The sequence below is a fragment of the Streptomyces sp. DH-12 genome (genome assembly GCF_002899455.1).
Classification (GTDB): domain Bacteria; phylum Actinomycetota; class Actinomycetes; order Streptomycetales; family Streptomycetaceae; genus Streptomyces.
Window position 1 is genome coordinate 6,584,308 of sequence record NZ_PPFB01000001.1, and the last position, 15,819, is coordinate 6,600,126.

The 15,819-nt window shown below is 73.0% G+C and carries 12 protein-coding genes and 4 pseudogenes; 9 read left to right on the top strand and 7 right to left on the bottom strand.

Going from position 1 to position 15,819, the window contains the following annotated elements:
- Positions 1 to 12: 12 nt before the first annotated feature.
- Positions 13 to 840, bottom strand: a complete 828-nt coding sequence (locus tag C1708_RS28800) for an MOSC domain-containing protein (RefSeq protein WP_106415427.1) — start codon at positions 838 to 840, stop codon at positions 13 to 15.
- A gap of 41 nt (positions 841 to 881) precedes the next feature.
- A complete protein-coding gene (locus C1708_RS28805) occupies positions 882 to 1,322 on the bottom strand; it encodes a DUF6643 family protein (protein WP_106415428.1) in 441 nt (146 codons plus the stop codon).
- A 358-nt stretch (positions 1,323 to 1,680) separates the two neighbouring features.
- Here C1708_RS28805 and C1708_RS28810 point away from each other — a divergent pair, with 358 nt between their 5' ends.
- Positions 1,681 to 2,949: a TerD family protein gene (locus C1708_RS28810; protein WP_106415429.1), complete on the top strand. Its 1,269-nt coding sequence runs from the start codon at positions 1,681 to 1,683 to the stop codon at positions 2,947 to 2,949.
- Positions 2,950 to 2,956: 7 nt separating this feature from the next.
- On the opposite strand, the gene C1708_RS28815 is transcribed toward C1708_RS28810, so the two are convergent.
- Positions 2,957 to 4,150, bottom strand: coding sequence for a glycosyltransferase (locus C1708_RS28815; protein ID WP_106415430.1), 1,194 nt, complete (start codon positions 4,148 to 4,150; stop codon positions 2,957 to 2,959).
- A gap of 39 nt (positions 4,151 to 4,189) precedes the next feature.
- Here C1708_RS28815 and C1708_RS28820 point away from each other — a divergent pair, with 39 nt between their 5' ends.
- The 6 genes from C1708_RS28820 (at position 4,190) to C1708_RS28845 (ending at position 11,132) form a co-directional block, all read left to right on the top strand.
- Positions 4,190 to 4,984: a glutamate racemase gene (locus C1708_RS28820; protein ID WP_198602759.1), complete on the top strand. Its 795-nt coding sequence runs from the start codon at positions 4,190 to 4,192 to the stop codon at positions 4,982 to 4,984.
- 49 nt (positions 4,985 to 5,033) lie between these two features.
- A complete protein-coding gene (locus C1708_RS28825; RefSeq protein WP_106415431.1) occupies positions 5,034 to 5,579 on the top strand; it encodes a hypothetical protein in 546 nt (181 codons plus the stop codon).
- A gap of 436 nt (positions 5,580 to 6,015) precedes the next feature.
- Positions 6,016 to 7,626 (top strand): apolipoprotein N-acyltransferase, encoded by a 1,611-nt coding sequence (gene lnt / locus C1708_RS28830; RefSeq protein WP_106415432.1) that lies wholly within the window; start codon positions 6,016 to 6,018, stop codon positions 7,624 to 7,626.
- Between the two features lie 64 nt (positions 7,627 to 7,690).
- A complete protein-coding gene (locus tag C1708_RS28835; RefSeq protein ID WP_106415433.1) occupies positions 7,691 to 8,191 on the top strand; it encodes an NUDIX hydrolase in 501 nt (166 codons plus the stop codon).
- A gap of 55 nt (positions 8,192 to 8,246) precedes the next feature.
- Positions 8,247 to 9,047: a 3-hydroxybutyrate dehydrogenase gene (locus C1708_RS28840; protein ID WP_106415434.1), complete on the top strand. Its 801-nt coding sequence runs from the start codon at positions 8,247 to 8,249 to the stop codon at positions 9,045 to 9,047.
- Positions 9,048 to 9,137: 90 nt separating this feature from the next.
- Positions 9,138 to 11,132: a helix-turn-helix domain-containing protein gene (locus tag C1708_RS28845; protein ID WP_106415435.1), complete on the top strand. Its 1,995-nt coding sequence runs from the start codon at positions 9,138 to 9,140 to the stop codon at positions 11,130 to 11,132.
- Between the two features lie 51 nt (positions 11,133 to 11,183).
- Here C1708_RS28845 and C1708_RS28850 read toward each other — a convergent pair whose 3' ends face one another.
- Positions 11,184 to 12,569: an MFS transporter gene (locus C1708_RS28850; protein ID WP_198602624.1), complete on the bottom strand. Its 1,386-nt coding sequence runs from the start codon at positions 12,567 to 12,569 to the stop codon at positions 11,184 to 11,186.
- 434 nt (positions 12,570 to 13,003) lie between these two features.
- Positions 13,004 to 13,174: pseudogene (locus C1708_RS33655) on the bottom strand (IS3 family transposase); the annotation flags it as partial.
- Positions 13,175 to 13,275: 101 nt separating this feature from the next.
- Here C1708_RS33655 and C1708_RS28855 point away from each other — a divergent pair.
- Positions 13,276 to 13,662 (top strand): annotated as a pseudogene (locus C1708_RS28855) (transposase); the annotation flags it as partial.
- 48 nt (positions 13,663 to 13,710) lie between these two features.
- Here the strand turns inward: C1708_RS28855 and C1708_RS28860 are convergent.
- Positions 13,711 to 14,055, bottom strand: a complete 345-nt coding sequence (locus tag C1708_RS28860) for a hypothetical protein (protein WP_106415438.1) — start codon at positions 14,053 to 14,055, stop codon at positions 13,711 to 13,713.
- Between the two features lie 187 nt (positions 14,056 to 14,242).
- Positions 14,243 to 15,136, bottom strand: a pseudogene (locus tag C1708_RS28865) (IS982 family transposase).
- A 248-nt stretch (positions 15,137 to 15,384) separates the two neighbouring features.
- Between C1708_RS28865 and C1708_RS35305 the strand changes: the two are divergent.
- Positions 15,385 to 15,667, top strand: a pseudogene (locus C1708_RS35305) (hypothetical protein); the annotation flags it as partial.
- Between the last annotated feature and the right edge of the window lie 152 nt (positions 15,668 to 15,819).

Sequence of the window (15,819 nt, forward strand, 5' to 3'; positions counted from 1 at the left end):
CCCGGTCGTGCGTCAGGCCACGGCCTCCAGCGGATCGCCGACCCGGAGGGTGCCGGAGGAGAGGGGCACCAGGTTCTGGCCGAAGACGAGCCGGCCGTCGACGGACCGGTGCCGGCCCAGGGTGTGCAGCGGCTCGCGTCCGCGCTGGGCACTGTCCTGGTCGGTGGTGGTGACCACGCACCGTCCGCACGGCTCGGCGACCCGGAACGGGACCGCGCCGATCGTGACGCGGGTCCAGCGGTCCTCCGCCCACGCCTCCGTCCCCTCGATGACCACGTTGGGCCGGAAGCGGCTCATCGGCAGCGGACCCTCGTCCGCGTGCGCGCCCTGTGCGATCAGGGAGTTGAGCCGGTCCAGGGAGGCGGTCGTGGTGAGCAGCAGCGGGTAGCCGTCGGCGAGGGTGACCGTCTCGCCGGGCAGCGCGTACGCGGGGTCCACCGGCCGTCGCACGGCCGGGTCGTCGAGGTGCACGAGCCGTACCGGAGTGCCCAGGAAGCCGCTGCACCAGGCGTGCACGGCCGCGTCCTCGGCGGGGACGACCTCCACCTTGTCGCCGAAGAGTTCCGCCGGGACGGTCGCGCCGGGCGCCGGCACGGGCACCGTGACCGGGTCCCGGCCGGGTGCGGACAGCACGACGCCGCCGCCGGGCAGCGGCTCGGCGGCGGCGAGGGCCAGACGCGGGTGGCGGCGCTGGGTGACGACCTTTCCCCCGTCGTCGATCAGCATCCAGCGCCGGTCACCGGCCGGACCCCAGCGCTCCACGACGACCTCCCGGAGCGGCAGGCTCCGGAAGGCCTTGACCGGATGAACGTGGATCGAGCGCACACGAGCGTTCCGCATGGGGCCATCGTGCCATCACGGGACGACGGCCCCCGGTCCGCTCAGTACCCCCGGTACTGCTGGTTGTTGTACGGGTCCTGGTACGGCGCGGGCGCCGGCCGCGGGGCGGCGGGGCGCATCGCCTCGTACCCGGCGGGCTGGGGCGGGCGCGGCGGCTGCGGCTGGGGGCCGGGGTAGCCGCGCGGCGCGGTGGCCTGCTGCGGGATGTACGGCGTGTGCGCCTGCTGGAGAGGTGCGGGCTGCGGCGCCGCGGGCTGGGGGTAGCCGTAGCCGTAGGACGGCTGGGACGGTGCCGCCGGGAGGGCCGGCAACGCCGAGGGAAGCGCGGGCAGGTGACTGCCCGGCGCCTCGTACGCGGCGGGGACCCGGATCGGGGCGATCTGCGGGGTGCCCCGCTCGGCCACGAGCGAGTCGTAGATCGGGGTGTCCGGGAAGGCAGCGGAGGAGTAGCCGCCGCCATACATGGAGCGGGGGGAGGTCATGGCACATAAGTTAAGCCCACGATGTGCCGGTTGGGGAGACCGATAAGAGGGTTGTTTTCCGCTCCCTGGGTGACTCGCGGTCCCCAATACGAGCGAATGTGAGGAAAACAGGCTTTCTGCCGCGTGATTTTCGTGTAAAGGCCGAGCTCCCAGGGTGTTACCGGCGGTCGCACGGAGTGTCCGCATCCGTGGGGCGTGGGCGGCTCACGCGCGGGGGAGCGGGCGGGCCGCGATCAGCGCGATGCCGTCGGCCGCCGTGGGCGTCCGACGCGCGGGGGAATAGGTTGGGCGGACGCACACCGACGGATGCCGGGAACCGGCCTGGCGCGGCGACCTGTGATGGGGGCGGGACATGTCAATGCCGAAGGGATCGAACACACAGGTGCCGGCCACGGCACTGCGGGTGGACGTGGGCTGGAGCTCGGGCCCCGGCGTCCCCGACGCGGACGCCTCGGCGCTGCTGCTGGCCGGCGGCAAGGTCCGCTCCGACGGCGACTTCGTCTTCTACAACCAGCCCGCCCACGCCTCCGGCGCCGTACGCCACGAGGGCAAGCGGCAGGCCGGGGGCCGGGTGACCGACACCCTGCTCGTCGACCTCGCCCGTGTCGAACCCGGCGTCGAGTCCGTCGTCCTGGCCGCCTCCAGCGACGGCGGCGCCTTCGGGCGGGTCCCGGACCTCTCCATCGAGGTGAAGGACGCGGCGGACGGCACCGTGGCCGCCCGCTTCGACAGCGCCGGCGCCACCACCGAGACGGCGTTCGTGCTCGGCGAGTTCTACCGGCGCCAGGGCGCCTGGAAGTTCCGCGCCGTCGGCCAGGGCTACAGCAGCGGGCTCGAGGGACTGGCCACCGACTACGGCATCACCGTGGACGAGCCGCAGCACGCCGCCCCGCCCGCCGCACCCGTCGCGCCCCCGGCCCCGCCGGTCACCCCGACGGTCACCGTGCCGCAGCCCCCGCCCCCGCCGGCCGCGTCCCCGGCGCCGGTCCGGCTGACGAAGGTGACGCTCACCAAGGCGGCGCCGTCCGTGTCGCTGTCCAAGCAGGGCGGCACCTCGGGCTCCCTGCACGTCAACCTCAACTGGGAGGTGCGCAAGCAGTTCTCCGGCTGGGCCGCCAAGCTGGGCCGGCCGGTCGCCATGCACGCCGACCTCGACCTCGACCTGTGCGCCCTGTGGGAGCTCACCGACGGCAGGAAGGGCGTGGTCCAGGCCCTCGGCAACGCCTTCGGCTCGCTGCACCAGCCGCCCTTCATCCACCTCGACGGCGACGACCGCACCGGCGCCTCGTCGAGCGGCGAGAACCTCACCGTCAACCTCGACCACAGGCACCTCATCCGGCGCATCCTCGTCTTCGTCACGGTCTACGAGGGCGCCCGCTCCTTCGCCGACCTGCACGCGACGGTCACCCTGCGCCCGCAGCACGGCGCCCCCATCGACTTCTCCCTCGACGAGTGCACCGTGCCCTCCACGGTGTGCGCGCTCGCACTCATCAGCAACAACGGCAGCGGCGACCTGGTCGTCCAGCGCGAGGCCCGCTACCTCGTCCCCGAGCGCGGCGTCAGCCCGCAGCGCACCGTCGACCACGCCTACGGCTGGGGCATGAACTGGACGCCCGGCCGCAAGTGACGCCCCGTCAGACCTCCTCGGCGGCGGTCTCCGGGCGGGCGTAGGTGCGGCCCTTCCAGGCGGCACCGCGCCCGCGGTGGTGCTGCACCGCCGAGTCCACCGTCATCAGCAGGTAGAGGAACGCGGTCACCGGCAGCAGCGGGGCGAGCCACAGCGGCTGCCGGCAGTACCGCAGCATCGGGACGTACGTCCCCGCCATCACCAGCCAGGCCGCCGCACCCAGCAGCGCGCACGGCGGGCTCCCCGCCGCCGCGCCCACGGCCACCGCGACCGGCGGCACCAGGTACACCAGCGCCAGACCGGCCACCGTGCCCGCCACCAGCACCGGGCTGTGCCGCAGCTGCGCGTACGCGCTCCTCGACACCATGCGCCACAGGTCACGCAGCCGCGGATAGGGGCGCACGCTGTCCACGCCGTCCGCCAGGCCCAGCCACACGCGCCCGCCGCTCCGCTTGACCGCACGGGCCACGGCCACGTCGTCGATCACGGCGTGCCGCACGGCGTCCGGGATCCGCGCCCGGGCGGCGGCGTCGGCGCGCAGCAGCACGCAGCCCCCGGCCGCCGCGGCCGTCCGCGACCCCGGACGGGCGATCCGGCGGAACGGGTAGAGCTGCGCGAAGAAGTACACGAACGCCGGCACGACCAGGCGCTCCCACAGGCTCTCCACCCGCAGCCGAGCCATCTGCGACAGGAGGTCGAACCCGCCGGTCCGGGCCGCCGCCACCAGCCGCCGCAGGCTGTCCGGGGCGTGCGCGATGTCGGCGTCCGTCAGCAGCAGGTACTCGGGGTCCCCGGCGCGGGCCAGCTCCATGCCGTGCCGCACCGCCCACAGTTTGCCGGTCCACCCGGCCGGCGGCTCCCCGGGGGAGACCACGGTGAGCGGCAGACCGCCCTGCCGCCGGGCCAGCTCCCGGGCGAGGTCCCCGGTGCCGTCCGTGCTGCCGTCGTCGACGAGGAACACCGCCGCCCGGCCGGGGTAGTCCTGGGCGAGCAGCGACGGCAGGCTCGCGGGCAGCACCGCCGCCTCGTCCCGCGCGGGGACCACCACGCACACGTCCGGCCACGCGTCCGGGTCGCGCGACGCCGGAAGCCGTACGTCCGTGCGCCAGAACCACCCCTGGAACAGCAGCAGCCACAGCCAGGCGGCGAGGGACCCGGCGGCACTCCACACGACGGCGCTCACGTGCGCAGTCTGCCCCACGGCACGGCCCCGCAGCGGCTCATCGTCTATCGTGGCCGGGTGAAGATCGCGCTCATGGACTCCGGAATCGGACTGCTGGCGGCCACCGCCGCGGTACGGCGACTGCGCCCCGACGCCGATCTGGTGCTCTCCCTCGATCCCGACGGCATGCCGTGGGGACCCAGGACGCCCGCCGACCTCACCGAGCGCGCCCTGGCCGTCGCCGAGGCGGCCGCCGTGCACCGGCCCGACGCGCTGATCGTCGGCTGCAACACGGCCACCGTGCACGCCCTCACCGCCCTGCGCGCCCGCCACGAGCCCGACCTGCCGGTCGTCGGCACCGTCCCCGCCATCAAGCCGGCCGCGGCCGGCGGCGGCCCGCTCGCCATCTGGGCCACGCCCGCCACGACGGGCAGCCCCTACCAGCGCGACCTGATCAAGAGGTTCGCCGCGGGCGTGACCGTCACCGAGGTGCCCTGCTGGGGACTGGCCGAGGCCGTGGAGCGCGCCGACGACACGGCGATCGACGCCGCGGTCGCCGCGGCCGCCGAACTCACCCCGGACGACGTGACCACCGTCGTCCTCGGCTGCACCCACTACGAGCTGGTCGCCGACCGCATCCGCGCCGCCGTGCAGCGCCCCGGACCGCGGCCGCTCGCCCTGCACGGCTCCGCCGGCGCGGTGGCCGCCCAGGCCCTGCGGCGGCTCGGCGAGCAGCCCGTCCCCGACGCCCCCGCCACCGGCACGCTGACCGTGCTGCTCAGCGGGCGCCCGGGCCCGCTGCCCGAGGCCGCCCTCACCTATCCGGAGGGCGGGCTGCTCCAGGCGGCCGTCCCCGCCCGGACGGCTCAGTAACGGCCCGCGACGAAGTACCGACGGGGCGGATCCTGAGTAGCCTCGAGGCATGAGGGACCACCGCTCCGGCGAGCCCGGCCTGTACTCCGAGGTCTGGACCGGTCGCGCCACCGCCCGCTTCCAGTGGCTTCTGGCGCTGATCGGCGTCGCGTGCATGGCGCTCGGCATCGCCCTGGCCGTCGACTCCGCGTGGACGTCCGGTGGCGCGCCGCTCGCCATGGCCGTCGTCGGCTGCATCGCGGCCGGACTCCTGGTGCTGTTCGGCACCCTCGCCTTCGTGCACGTGGCCCTGCGCGTCGACGAGGACCACCTCGAGGTGCGCTGCGGCCACATCGGCGTGCCGCGCCGCCGCATCCCGCTGTCCCATGTCGCGGGTGCCGAGTTCGCCCCGCACGTCACGCCCCGCCACTGGGGTGGCTGGGGCTATCGCTGGCGCCCCGAGAAGGGGACGGCGGTCGTCGTCCGCCGCGGCGAGGGCGTGGTCCTCCGGCTCGCGGACGGCCACACGTTCACCGTGACGGTGGACGACGCGGAGGCGGCGGTCCGCGTCATCCGCGACCGGCTGCGGCTGAGGCGGCCGGGGACGAGGCTGTGAGGGGACGGGCTCCCGGCGCACGGCGCCTCACCGGCGGGGCGGGCGCGCCTCGCCCCCGATCGGTGGGCGCCTCGTGGACGGCGTGATGCGCGGGTCCGGGCGCCGTCCCGCCGGACCGTGTGGCCCGGGCCGGCCGGCCCGTCTCTCGCCGTCCGCGTCCGCACCGGCGGACGTCCCGTCCGCCGAACCTGTGGAACCCACCCCGCACCCCGCCCCACGTCGTGCCCCCGAGCTGTGACGGCCCCCGCCCGCGGGCTCCGACGGGCCGCGCGGACAAGGCACCGGCACACGGTAACGGCTGGCGGCCCGTTCGGGGACGCCCGGTGACGGCCCGCGCGGAAACGGTGCCGGGCACCGGGACCGCGCACCGTCCGGCCGCCCCGGCGCCGTACGACCGTGCTGTCCCACCCCAGGTCACGCGCCGTAGACTCCCCGAGTGACCGTCACCGCAACCTCCGTCGGCGCGTCGGACCCCATGCCGCCGCGGACCACGCCCTCGGCCTGGCAGAAGTGGCGCGCGCGCCTCCTCCCGCCCGTCGCCGCCGCGCTCGCGGGCCTCCTCCTCTACGTCAGCTTCCCGCCGCGCACCCTGTGGTGGCTGGCCCTGCCCGCCTTCGCCGCCTTCGGCTGGGTGCTGCGCGGCCGGAGCTGGAAGGCGGGCCTCGGCCTCGGCTACCTCTTCGGCCTCGGGTTCCTGCTGCCGCTGCTGGTGTGGACCGGCGTGGAGGTCGGCCCCGGCCCGTGGCTCGCGCTCGTGGTGATCGAGGCGGTGTACGTGGCGCTGGCCGGCGCGGGGATCACCGTGGTGTCGCGGCTGCCCGGGTGGCCGGTGTGGGCGGCGGCGCTGTGGATCGCCGGCGAGGCGGCACGCGCGCGCGTGCCGTTCAGCGGCTTCCCCTGGGGCAAGATCGCGTTCGGCCAGGCCGACGGCGTGTTCCTGCCGCTCGCCGCGCTCGGCGGCACCCCGGTCCTCGGTTTCGCCGTGGTGCTCTGCGGATTCGGCCTGTACGAGCTGGTGCGGCTCGCCGTGAAGGCGCGGCGCGCCGGCGCCCCGCACCGGGCCGCCGCGGTCGTCGGCGTGCTGAGCGTCGCCGTGCCGGTGGCCGGGGCGTTCGCGGCGCGCACGCTGGTCAGCGACAAGGCCGAGAGCGGCACGGTCACCGTCGCCGTCGTCCAGGGCAACGTGCCCCGTCTCGGGCTCGACTTCAACGCCCAGCGGCGGGCCGTCCTCGACTACCACGCGCGCGAGACGGAGCGACTGGCCGCCGAGGTCGCCGCCGGCCGTGCCGAGCGGCCGGACATCGTGCTGTGGCCGGAGAACTCCTCCGACATCGACCCCTTCGCCAACGAGGACGCCCGCCAGGTCGTCGACCGCGCCGCGAAGGCCGTCGGCGCGCCGATCTCGGTCGGCGCGGTGGTCTCCCGGGACGGGAAGCTGCTCAACGAGCAGGTCCTCTGGGACCCGGTGAAGGGTCCGGTCGACACCTACGACAAGCGGCAGATCCAGCCGTTCGGCGAGTACCTCCCGCTGCGCTCCCTGGTCGGCGCGATCAACGAGGAGTGGACCTCGATGGTCCGCCAGGACTTCAGCCGCGGCTCGGAGCCGGGCGTGTTCGACCGGGACGGCGCCGCCGTCGGCCTGGTCACCTGCTACGAGGCCGCCTTCGACTGGGCCGTGCGCGACACCGTCGCCGACGGCGCCCGGATGATCTCCGTGCCCAGCAACAACGCCACCTTCGGGCGCAGCGAGATGACCTACCAGCAGCTCGCCATGTCCCGGGTCCGCGCCGTCGAGCACAGCCGCGCCGTCACCGTGCCGGTGACCAGCGGCGTCAGCGCCGTCATCATGCCGGACGGAAGGATCACCCAGAGGACCGGCATGTTCGTCGCCGACTCGCTGGTGCAGGAGGTGCCGCTGCGCACCTCGCAGACACCCGCCACCCGGCTCGGCGCCCTCCCGGAGGCGGCCCTCGTCCTTCTCGCCGCGGGCGGTCTCGGCCGGGGCGTCGCCGTGCGGGTGCGCGCCCGGCGCACCGGCGACCGATAAGGGGACACCGCACGCCGCCTGACGTGTCCGGGCACGCCCCCGGGTGCCCGTTAGGGTCGGGGGCATGGCTACTCCTGACTTCATCCGCACCCTGCGCGCATCGGCCGGCCACCAGCTGCTGTGGCTGCCCGGCGTCACGGCCCTCGTCTTCGACGACGAGGACCGCGTGCTGCTCAACCGCCGGGCGGACACCCGCAAGTGGTCGGTCATCGGCGGCATCCCCGACCCGGGGGAGCAGCCCGCCGTCTGCGCGGTGCGGGAGGTCGAGGAGGAGACCGCCGTACGCTGCGCGGTCGAGCGGATCGTGCTGGTCCAGGCCCTGGAGCCGGTGACGTACGGCAACGGCGACATCTGCCAGTACATGGACATCACCTTCCGCTGCCGCGCCGTCGGCGGCGAGGCGCGGGTCAACGACGACGAGTCCCTGGACGTCGGCTGGTTCGCCGTGGACGCGCTCCCCGAGCTGAACGACTTCGCGAGCTTCCGCATCAAGCAGGCCCTTGCCGACGCACCCACCTGGTTCGAGCCCGCACCCACATGGCTCGACCCCACTGGAAACGGCTGAACTGTGGTGCGTGCCCACATGGGTGGACCGGGGCGTGCTGCCTAGGGTCAACCCCATGACCGCGCCCAGTGCCCTCCCGGCCCCCCACGACACCCTTCTCGACCTCGGCGGCCGCACCGCGCTCGTCACCGGGGCCGCCGGTGGCATCGGCCGCGCCTGCGCGCTGCGGCTCGCGGTCGCCGGCGCCAAGGTCAGAGCCGTCGACCGGGACGCCGAGGGGCTGGAGGCGCTCGCCGCCGCGGCCGCGGACCTGGACGGCGCCGTCGAACCGCACGTCCTGGACCTCACCGACCTGGACGCCGCCGAGTCCGCCGCCGCCGGGACGGACGTCCTGGTCAACAACGCCGGACTCCAGCTGGTGCGTCCCATCGAGCAGTTCCCGCCGGACGTCTTCCACACGGTGCTCACCGTGATGCTGGAGGCCCCCTTCCGCCTCATCCGGGGCGCCCTGCCGCACATGTACGGGCAGGGCTGGGGGCGCGTCGTGAACATCTCCTCCGTGCACGGCCTGCGCGCCTCGGCCTACAAGTCCGCCTACGTGGCCGCCAAGCACGGCCTGGAAGGGCTGTCCAAGACCACCGCCCTGGAAGGCGCCGCCCACGGTGTCACCTCGAACTGTGTGAACCCCGCCTATGTGCGCACCGCACTGGTCGAGAGGCAGATCGCCGACCAGGCCCGCACCCACGGCATCCCCGAGGAGCGCGTGGTGTCCGAGGTGCTGCTGCAGGACAGCGCGGTCAAGCGCCTGATCGAACCGGAGGAGGTCGCCGAGGCGGTGGCCTACCTGTGCGGCCCGCGGGCCTCCTTCGTCACCGGCGCCTCGCTGGTGCTGGACGGCGGCTGGACCGCGCACTGAGCCCCTGACGCCGACCGCGGCCGGCCGTCGGCCCGCGAGGTTTTCCACAGGCCTGACGGGGCGGCCGCCGGATGAGGAATCCTGAGACCCATGCCTCGCGATCACCTCCGGTCCGCCGAGCGGTCCGCCTCCGCCACCGGCCCGCCGGGCCGGTCCCGCCCCGACGCCGGCCGGCCCGTCGCCGACAGCGCCGAGGCGCCGTTCCTGGAGCTGCTGGCCCGCGGCGCCCCCGCCGAGGCCTACGAACAGCCGGTGCTGCTCGCCCGCGCCGAGGGCCTGCCCGCCGAGCGGGTCGCGGCCCTGGAGCGGGCCAAGCTGCTCGCCCTGCGCGTGCGCTCCGAGATGGAGGGGCGCCGACGCCGTGAGGCCGAGCTGTCCGCCCTGTTCGAGACCGCCCACGACCTCGCCGGACTGCGCGACCTGGACGCCGTGCTGCGCGCGATCGTGCAGCGCGCCCGTTCCCTGCTCGGTACCGACGTCGCCTACCTCAGTCTGAACGACCCGGAGCGGGGCGACACCTACATGCGGGTCACCGAAGGCTCGGTGGCGGCCCGCTTCCAGCAGCTGCGTCTCGGCATGGGCGAGGGGCTCGGCGGCCTCGTCGCCCAGACCGCCCGCCCCTACGTCACCGACGACTACTTCCGCGACGACCGCTTCCAGCACACCCGCTCCATCGACAGCGGGGTGCGCGACGAAGGACTCGTCGCCATCGTCGGCGTGCCCCTGACGCTGGGGGACCACGTCATCGGGGTGCTGTTCGCCGCGGACCGCCGCTCCCGGGTGTTCGAGCGGGAGCAGATCGCCCTGCTGGGCTCGTTCGCCGCGCTCGCCGCGGCCGCCATCGACACGGCCAACCTGCTCGCCGAGACCCGCGAGGCGCTGGCCGGCCTGGAGCGGGCCAACGAGATCATCCAGGACCGCAGCGGCGTCATCGAGCGCGCCTCCGACGTCCACGACCGCCTCGCCGAGCTGGTCCTGCGCGGCGGCGGGGTGCACGACGTGGCCGCCGCCGTCTCCCAGGTCCTGGACGGCGCCGTCGAGTTCACCGAAGCCGTGGCGGCGCCCGCGACGGCCCTGGAGTCCTCACGCGCCGAGGGGCACGCCGTGCGGCACGGGGACGACTGGATCGCTGCCGTCGCCGCTGGCGACGAACTCCTCGGCGCGCTCGTCCTGCGCGGCCACCCGGGCCTCGACCCCGTCGACCAGCGCACCCTCGAGCGTGCCGCCATGGTCACCTCGCTGCTGCTGCTGGCCCGCCGCTCCGCAGCCGAGGCCGAGCAGCGCGTCCGCGGCGAACTGCTCGACGACCTGCTCGACGCCCGCGACCGCGACCCGCGCCTGCTGCGCGAGCGGGCGACCCGGCTGCGCGCCGACCTCGACGCCACGCACGCCGTGCTCGCCGCCCGGCTGGAGAGCGGCACCGCGGACGCCGACCAGGAGGCCGACGCCCGCAGACGCCTGTGGGCCGCGGCCTCCCACCTCGCGGCGACCCGCCACGGCCTCGCCGCCGCCCGCGACGGCGGCACGGTCCTGGTGCTGCCGCTCGCCCCCGGTGACACCGCCACCGGCCTGGCCCGCCGCACGGCCCGCGAACTGGGCACGGCCGTCCACGAACCGGTCACGGTCGGCGCCTCCGCCCCGGTCGGACAGCTCCTCGCCCGCCCGGACACGGTGGCCACGGCGTACGCGGAGGCCCGCCGCTGCCTCGACACCCTGCGGCTGCTCGGCCGCGCGGGCGACGGTTCCGCCGCCGAGGACTTCGGGTTCCTGGGCCTGCTGCTGGCGGGGGAGCGGGACGTCGCGGGTTTCGTCGACCGCACGATCGGCCGGGTCGTGGCGTACGACGAGCGGCGCGGCACCGAGCTGCTGCGCACGCTCGACGCGTACTTCGCGTGCGGGACGAGTCCGGCCCGCACCAAGGACGAACTGCACGTCCACGTCAACACGGTCGCGCAGCGGCTGGACCGCGTCGGCCGGCTCCTCGGCGACGACTGGCAGAGCCCGCAGCGCGCCCTGGAGATCCAGCTCGCCCTGCGCCTGCACCGCCTGTCCGGCGTCACACAGCCGCCGCCCGCACAGCCCTGACCCCCGCGCCGCCGGGGGGGCGGACACGGGGGCCGGGGCCGAGGAACGGGATCAGAGGACGCGGGCGTCCTGCGCGGCCTCGGTCTTGACGGGCGCGTCCGGCTCATCCGCCGGGGACACGTCCGCGAGATCCCGGTGCCGGGTCTCCTCGGCCGCCAGGATCGCGACGACCGTGACGAGACTCGCGGCGATGACGTAGAGCGCGATCGGGGTGGAGGTGCCGTGGTCCGACAGCAGCGCGGTGGCGATCAGCGGGGCGGGGGCGCCGGCCGCGACCGAGGCGAACTGGGCGCCGATGGAGGCGCCGGAGTAGCGCATCCGGGTCGCGAACATCTCGGAGAAGAAGGCGGCCTGCGGTGCGTACATCGCCCCGTGCATGACGAGACCCACGGTCACCGCGAGCAGCAGGGCGCCGAAGCCCCCGGTGTCGATGAGCGCGAAGAAGGGGAACATCCACAGCCCCACGCCGACCGCACCGATCAGGTACACCGGTCGCCGCCCCAGCCGGTCCGACAGGGCGCCCCAGGCGGGGATCACGGCGAAGTGCAGCGCGGAGGCGATGAGCACGGCGTTGAGCGCGGTCTGCTTGGACACCCCGGCCGAGGTGGTGGCGTACACCAGGATGAACGCGGTGATCACGTAGTAGCTGATGTTCTCCGCCATCCGCGCGCCCATCGCCACCAGCACGTCCCGCCAGTGGTGCTTGAGCACCGCCACGAGCGGCATGCGCTCGGCGGCGGCGTCCGTCTCGCGCGTCTCGGCACGCTCCAGCGCCTGCCGGAACACCGGCGACTCGTCGACGGAGAGCCGGATCCACAGACCGACGATCACCAGAACTCCGGAGAGCAGGAAGGGGATCCGCCAGCCCCAGGCGCCGAACGCCGACTCCGACAGCACGGCGGTCAGCAGCGCCAGCACACCGGTCGCCAGCAACTGCCCGGCCGGGGCGCCGGTCTGCGGCCATGACGCCCAGAACCCGCGCCGGCGCGCGTCACCGTGCTCCGACACCAGCAGCACGGCGCCGCCCCACTCACCGCCGAGCGCGAAGCCCTGCGCCAGCCGGAGCACGGTCAGCAGGACCGGCGCGGCACTGCCGATGGCGGCGTGCGTGGGCAGCAGACCGATGGCGAACGTCGCCCCGCCCATCATCAACAGGCTCAGCACCAGCAGCTTCTTGCGCCCGAGCCGGTCCCCGTAGTGCCCGAACACCAGCGCGCCGAGCGGCCGCGCGGCGAACCCGACGGCGTACGTCAGGAACGACAGCAGCGTGCCGACCAGCGGATCGGAGTCCGGGAAGAACAGCTGGTTGAAGACCAGCGCGGCGGCGGACCCGTAGAGGAAGAAGTCGTACCACTCGATGGTGGTCCCGATGAGGGACGCAGCGACGATGCGCTTGAGGTTGTCCGGGGCTGGTGGAGCGGTTGCGGGCGACGACATCGGCACCACTTCCTGGGGCGTGACGGGGACGTTTGCGTGTTGCCACACCGTAGGAATCCGCAGGTCAGGCGCACATGTGGCGGGGCGACATAGTTCGAGGGTCGGCTATGCGCGCGGCCACCATGCCAGCTCATGCAAAGGCGGTTCAGAAGGACGATGGTGGCCGAAAGGAGTGCCGTCCGGGACGCGTAGTTCAGGGTGATTTGACGATGCGGTGCTGACTCCCGTGCTGGTTTGGTGCTGACTAAAAGCCCACGTCATCACCCGTCCTCACCTGTCCCGTGCTGACTTGGTGCTGACTGCGCTCCGTTGAACTCGGGCATCCGGGGTTCATCGACTCGGAGTTGTTGTGTGGCAGGTGACCGGACTGAGAGACCGAGTCCGGCCTTGCTGCTCAGTAGAGGGTCTGATGCAGGGTCGGGTGACAGGTTCGGTCACGCGACCTGGAGGGCCGGCGTGGTCATGAAGGTTTCGAATTCGACGGGGGGCAGTCGGCCGAGTGAGGCTTGTCTGCGGCGTCGGTGGTAGGTCCGCTCGATCCAGGTCACGATCGCTATCCCGAGTTCTTCGCGGGTGGCCCAGGCACGGCGGTCGAGGACGTTCTGTGGCGAACCCCGGCTGAAGTGTTCACCCAGCAGCTACGATCGCTCCCACCAACCAGCGTTGCGACGACCGATTGAATCCGTCCCGTAAATACCGGGGCAGGGGACGCAACAGCTTCGCCTGGACCGACTATCGCGACCTCATCGTGCGCGCTCACATCCAGCTCAAGGCCCCCATCGTCCTCGTCTGGGACAATCTCAACACGCACCGGGCCGCCGGAATGCGCCGGTACGCGGGCGAACACGACTGGCTCACCATCGTGCAGCTGCCCTCCTATGCACCGGACCTCAACCCAGTGGAAGGCGTGTGGTCGCTGCTACGGCGCGGGCCCTTGGCCAACGTCGCCTTCACCGACGACGACCACCTCGAACACACCCTCCGCCGTGGCCTGCGGCGCATCCAGCATCGCCCCGCCCTGATCGATGGCTGCCTCACCGGCACCGGACTCGAACTGACCCGCCGTCCAACAACACCTCAAGAAGATCAGTAGGAGCGGTTACGTTCAGTCCTCACGGCGTGCACCGCGTCCCCGCGCGGCTCAGCGCGGGAGTCTCCGCAGGAGGGTGGCCAACTCCTTAGGGAACTCGTCCATGTGTCGCTCTGCGGAGTACCGCACCGTGCAGGCCGCGGCCACGAGCTCCATGTCCGAGTTACGATCGTCTCTGAGCATCTCGGCGGCCATGCCGAGTGGCACCGCGAAGTCAGCCTGCGCCTCCATCGTCATCGCCTCGACGAGACCCGACTCGTCCTCGGCGAGAACCAGTTCCACGATCTGGCGCAGAGTCTCCGCCATGGCCGGCAGGTCCGTCTCTCGGACGATGTCGGCCATGTCGTCGTACTCCGCGAACCCGAAGCGGTTGATCCTCAGGTGTTCCCTGCTCACGTCGTGCCCTCTCAGTGCCTGATGCCCTGCCGCTGCAGTCTCGGGCTGCAGACCGTCCGGCATAGGTCGGCGATCAGCCCGCCGCCTTGCGCGCACCGCATACCACCGGCCTACCGCAGGATCACCCCACGTCTCCCTCTCCGACAACACCCCGAACAGACCAGTAGACGAGTCTTTCCGAATACGGTCAGTGGTCGTAGGCGGTCAGTGAGCGGCTGACCGCCTGGCCGGTCCGGAAGTTGTGCCGGATCGCGGCGGCCAGGGCCAGCACGCGCTGGGCGACTCGGACAGCAACGCCCTCGACGGTCCGTCCGCCGTGTTGTTCCAGGTCGAGCTGGCCCTTACGGGTGTCGTTTACCGACTCGATCAGCTGACGGACTTTCTTGAGCATCTGCTCACCGGGGCGCAGGATCTCCTTCTCCCACGACGGCCGCAGCAGCGTCATGCCCTGTTCGGACAGTGACCGTTCGAAGGTCTTCGAGGCGAAGCCCTTGTCGCTGATCAGCAGCAGGCCCGGCCGCTCGCGCACCAGGTCGGCGCCGACCTCCAGCATCGCGGCCAGTACCTCGCGCTCGCCGATCTTGGGATCGGCCAGTGCCCACAGGATCGGCATCCCGGCCGGGGTGCACACCAGGTACAGCCGAAGCTCCCAGAAGAACCGTGAATGCGACGCGCAGTAGCCGTAGCTGGCCCAGCCCGCCAGTTCCGAGCGTTTGACCGTGGGGCGGGGCATGCCGCACGGAACCGGGGCCGAGTCCGTGATCCATACCGTGTCGTGCTAGAAGTCGGTGTTCTTGGCGAGCACCCGTATCACGCGTTTGATCTGCGGCAACGTGGCCCGCAACCGCTTGTTGTAGCCGGCGTCCTGCGGGATGAAGGGGAACATGTCCTGGTGGTGTGCGCGGACGTACCGCAGCCAGCGGGCCTCGCAGTGGAAGCCGAGCATGGCCTGCATGACGGCCGGACACAGCAACTCGGAGTGACTGAGTTTCGGCGGCCGTCCCGGCAACCGTGCGATACCCGCCAAGCCGTCGATCTTCACGTACGGTGCGGTCACGAGGGTGTCCAGGTTCGTCGTCACAAACGATCATGAACACCCCCTCTTCGTGCCCGCAGGCATTTGGAAAGACTCGTCCAGGTCAGGCTGTTGAGAACACGGCAGTGGTGCCGGTGATGTGGTCCTAGATGGCGAAGCGGTTGATCATTTCAGCCCGGCGCCCGGGTGCGGTCATCAGATGGCGCCGGGACCTGGGACAGGGTGAGACATCGCTGAACGCGGACAACTTGATCAACCCGAAGTTCATCCCGTGCCATCGGCCGACGTAACCCCACGACCGTCGTCGGGGCATCAGCGACAGCCGGCGCGCGATCATGGTCAACCCGGACGTCCTCGCGGACCTCGGTCCGGCCGGGCGCCGACGGGTCGATCTGGTAAGCGTGTGGTCTGACGGGACGGAACGCCACGCGGAGGACTTCCAGATCGTCCCGTACCCGAGTGCCCGCAGGCACGCCGCCGCCCGCTATCCCGAAACCAACGTCCTGGTGCCCTTGGACAGCGTGGCCGAGATCAAGCGATCAGCCCGCGTCCAACGGGGTGACGGCGCGGCTGGAGCCCTTGGGACGGGTGACGGAGGCACGGGGCGGCGAGGGGGTCCCGCCCCGCACGCCCCGGTTCCATCCGCCGCGCGTTGACGGGTGCTTCGGTCGTCGATTAGGTTTCCGTCGAACCGGAGAGCCGATCTCCGGCCAGAGACACGCCCAGCC

Coding starts and splice junctions, on each gene's coding strand:
- C1708_RS28800 (WP_106415427.1), bottom strand. CDS start 840: ATGCGGAACGCTCGTGTGCGCTCGATCCACGTTCATCCGGTCAAGGCC.
- C1708_RS28840 (WP_106415434.1), top strand. CDS start 8,247: ATGACCGCGCCCAGTGCCCTCCCGGCCCCCCACGACACCCTTCTCGAC.
- C1708_RS28805 (WP_106415428.1), bottom strand. CDS start 1,322: ATGACCTCCCCCCGCTCCATGTATGGCGGCGGCTACTCCTCCGCTGCC.
- C1708_RS28825 (WP_106415431.1), top strand. CDS start 5,034: ATGAGGGACCACCGCTCCGGCGAGCCCGGCCTGTACTCCGAGGTCTGG.
- C1708_RS28835 (WP_106415433.1), top strand. CDS start 7,691: ATGGCTACTCCTGACTTCATCCGCACCCTGCGCGCATCGGCCGGCCAC.
- C1708_RS28845 (WP_106415435.1), top strand. CDS start 9,138: ATGCCTCGCGATCACCTCCGGTCCGCCGAGCGGTCCGCCTCCGCCACC.
- C1708_RS28850 (WP_198602624.1), bottom strand. CDS start 12,569: ATGTCGTCGCCCGCAACCGCTCCACCAGCCCCGGACAACCTCAAGCGC.
- C1708_RS28810 (WP_106415429.1), top strand. CDS start 1,681: ATGCCGAAGGGATCGAACACACAGGTGCCGGCCACGGCACTGCGGGTG.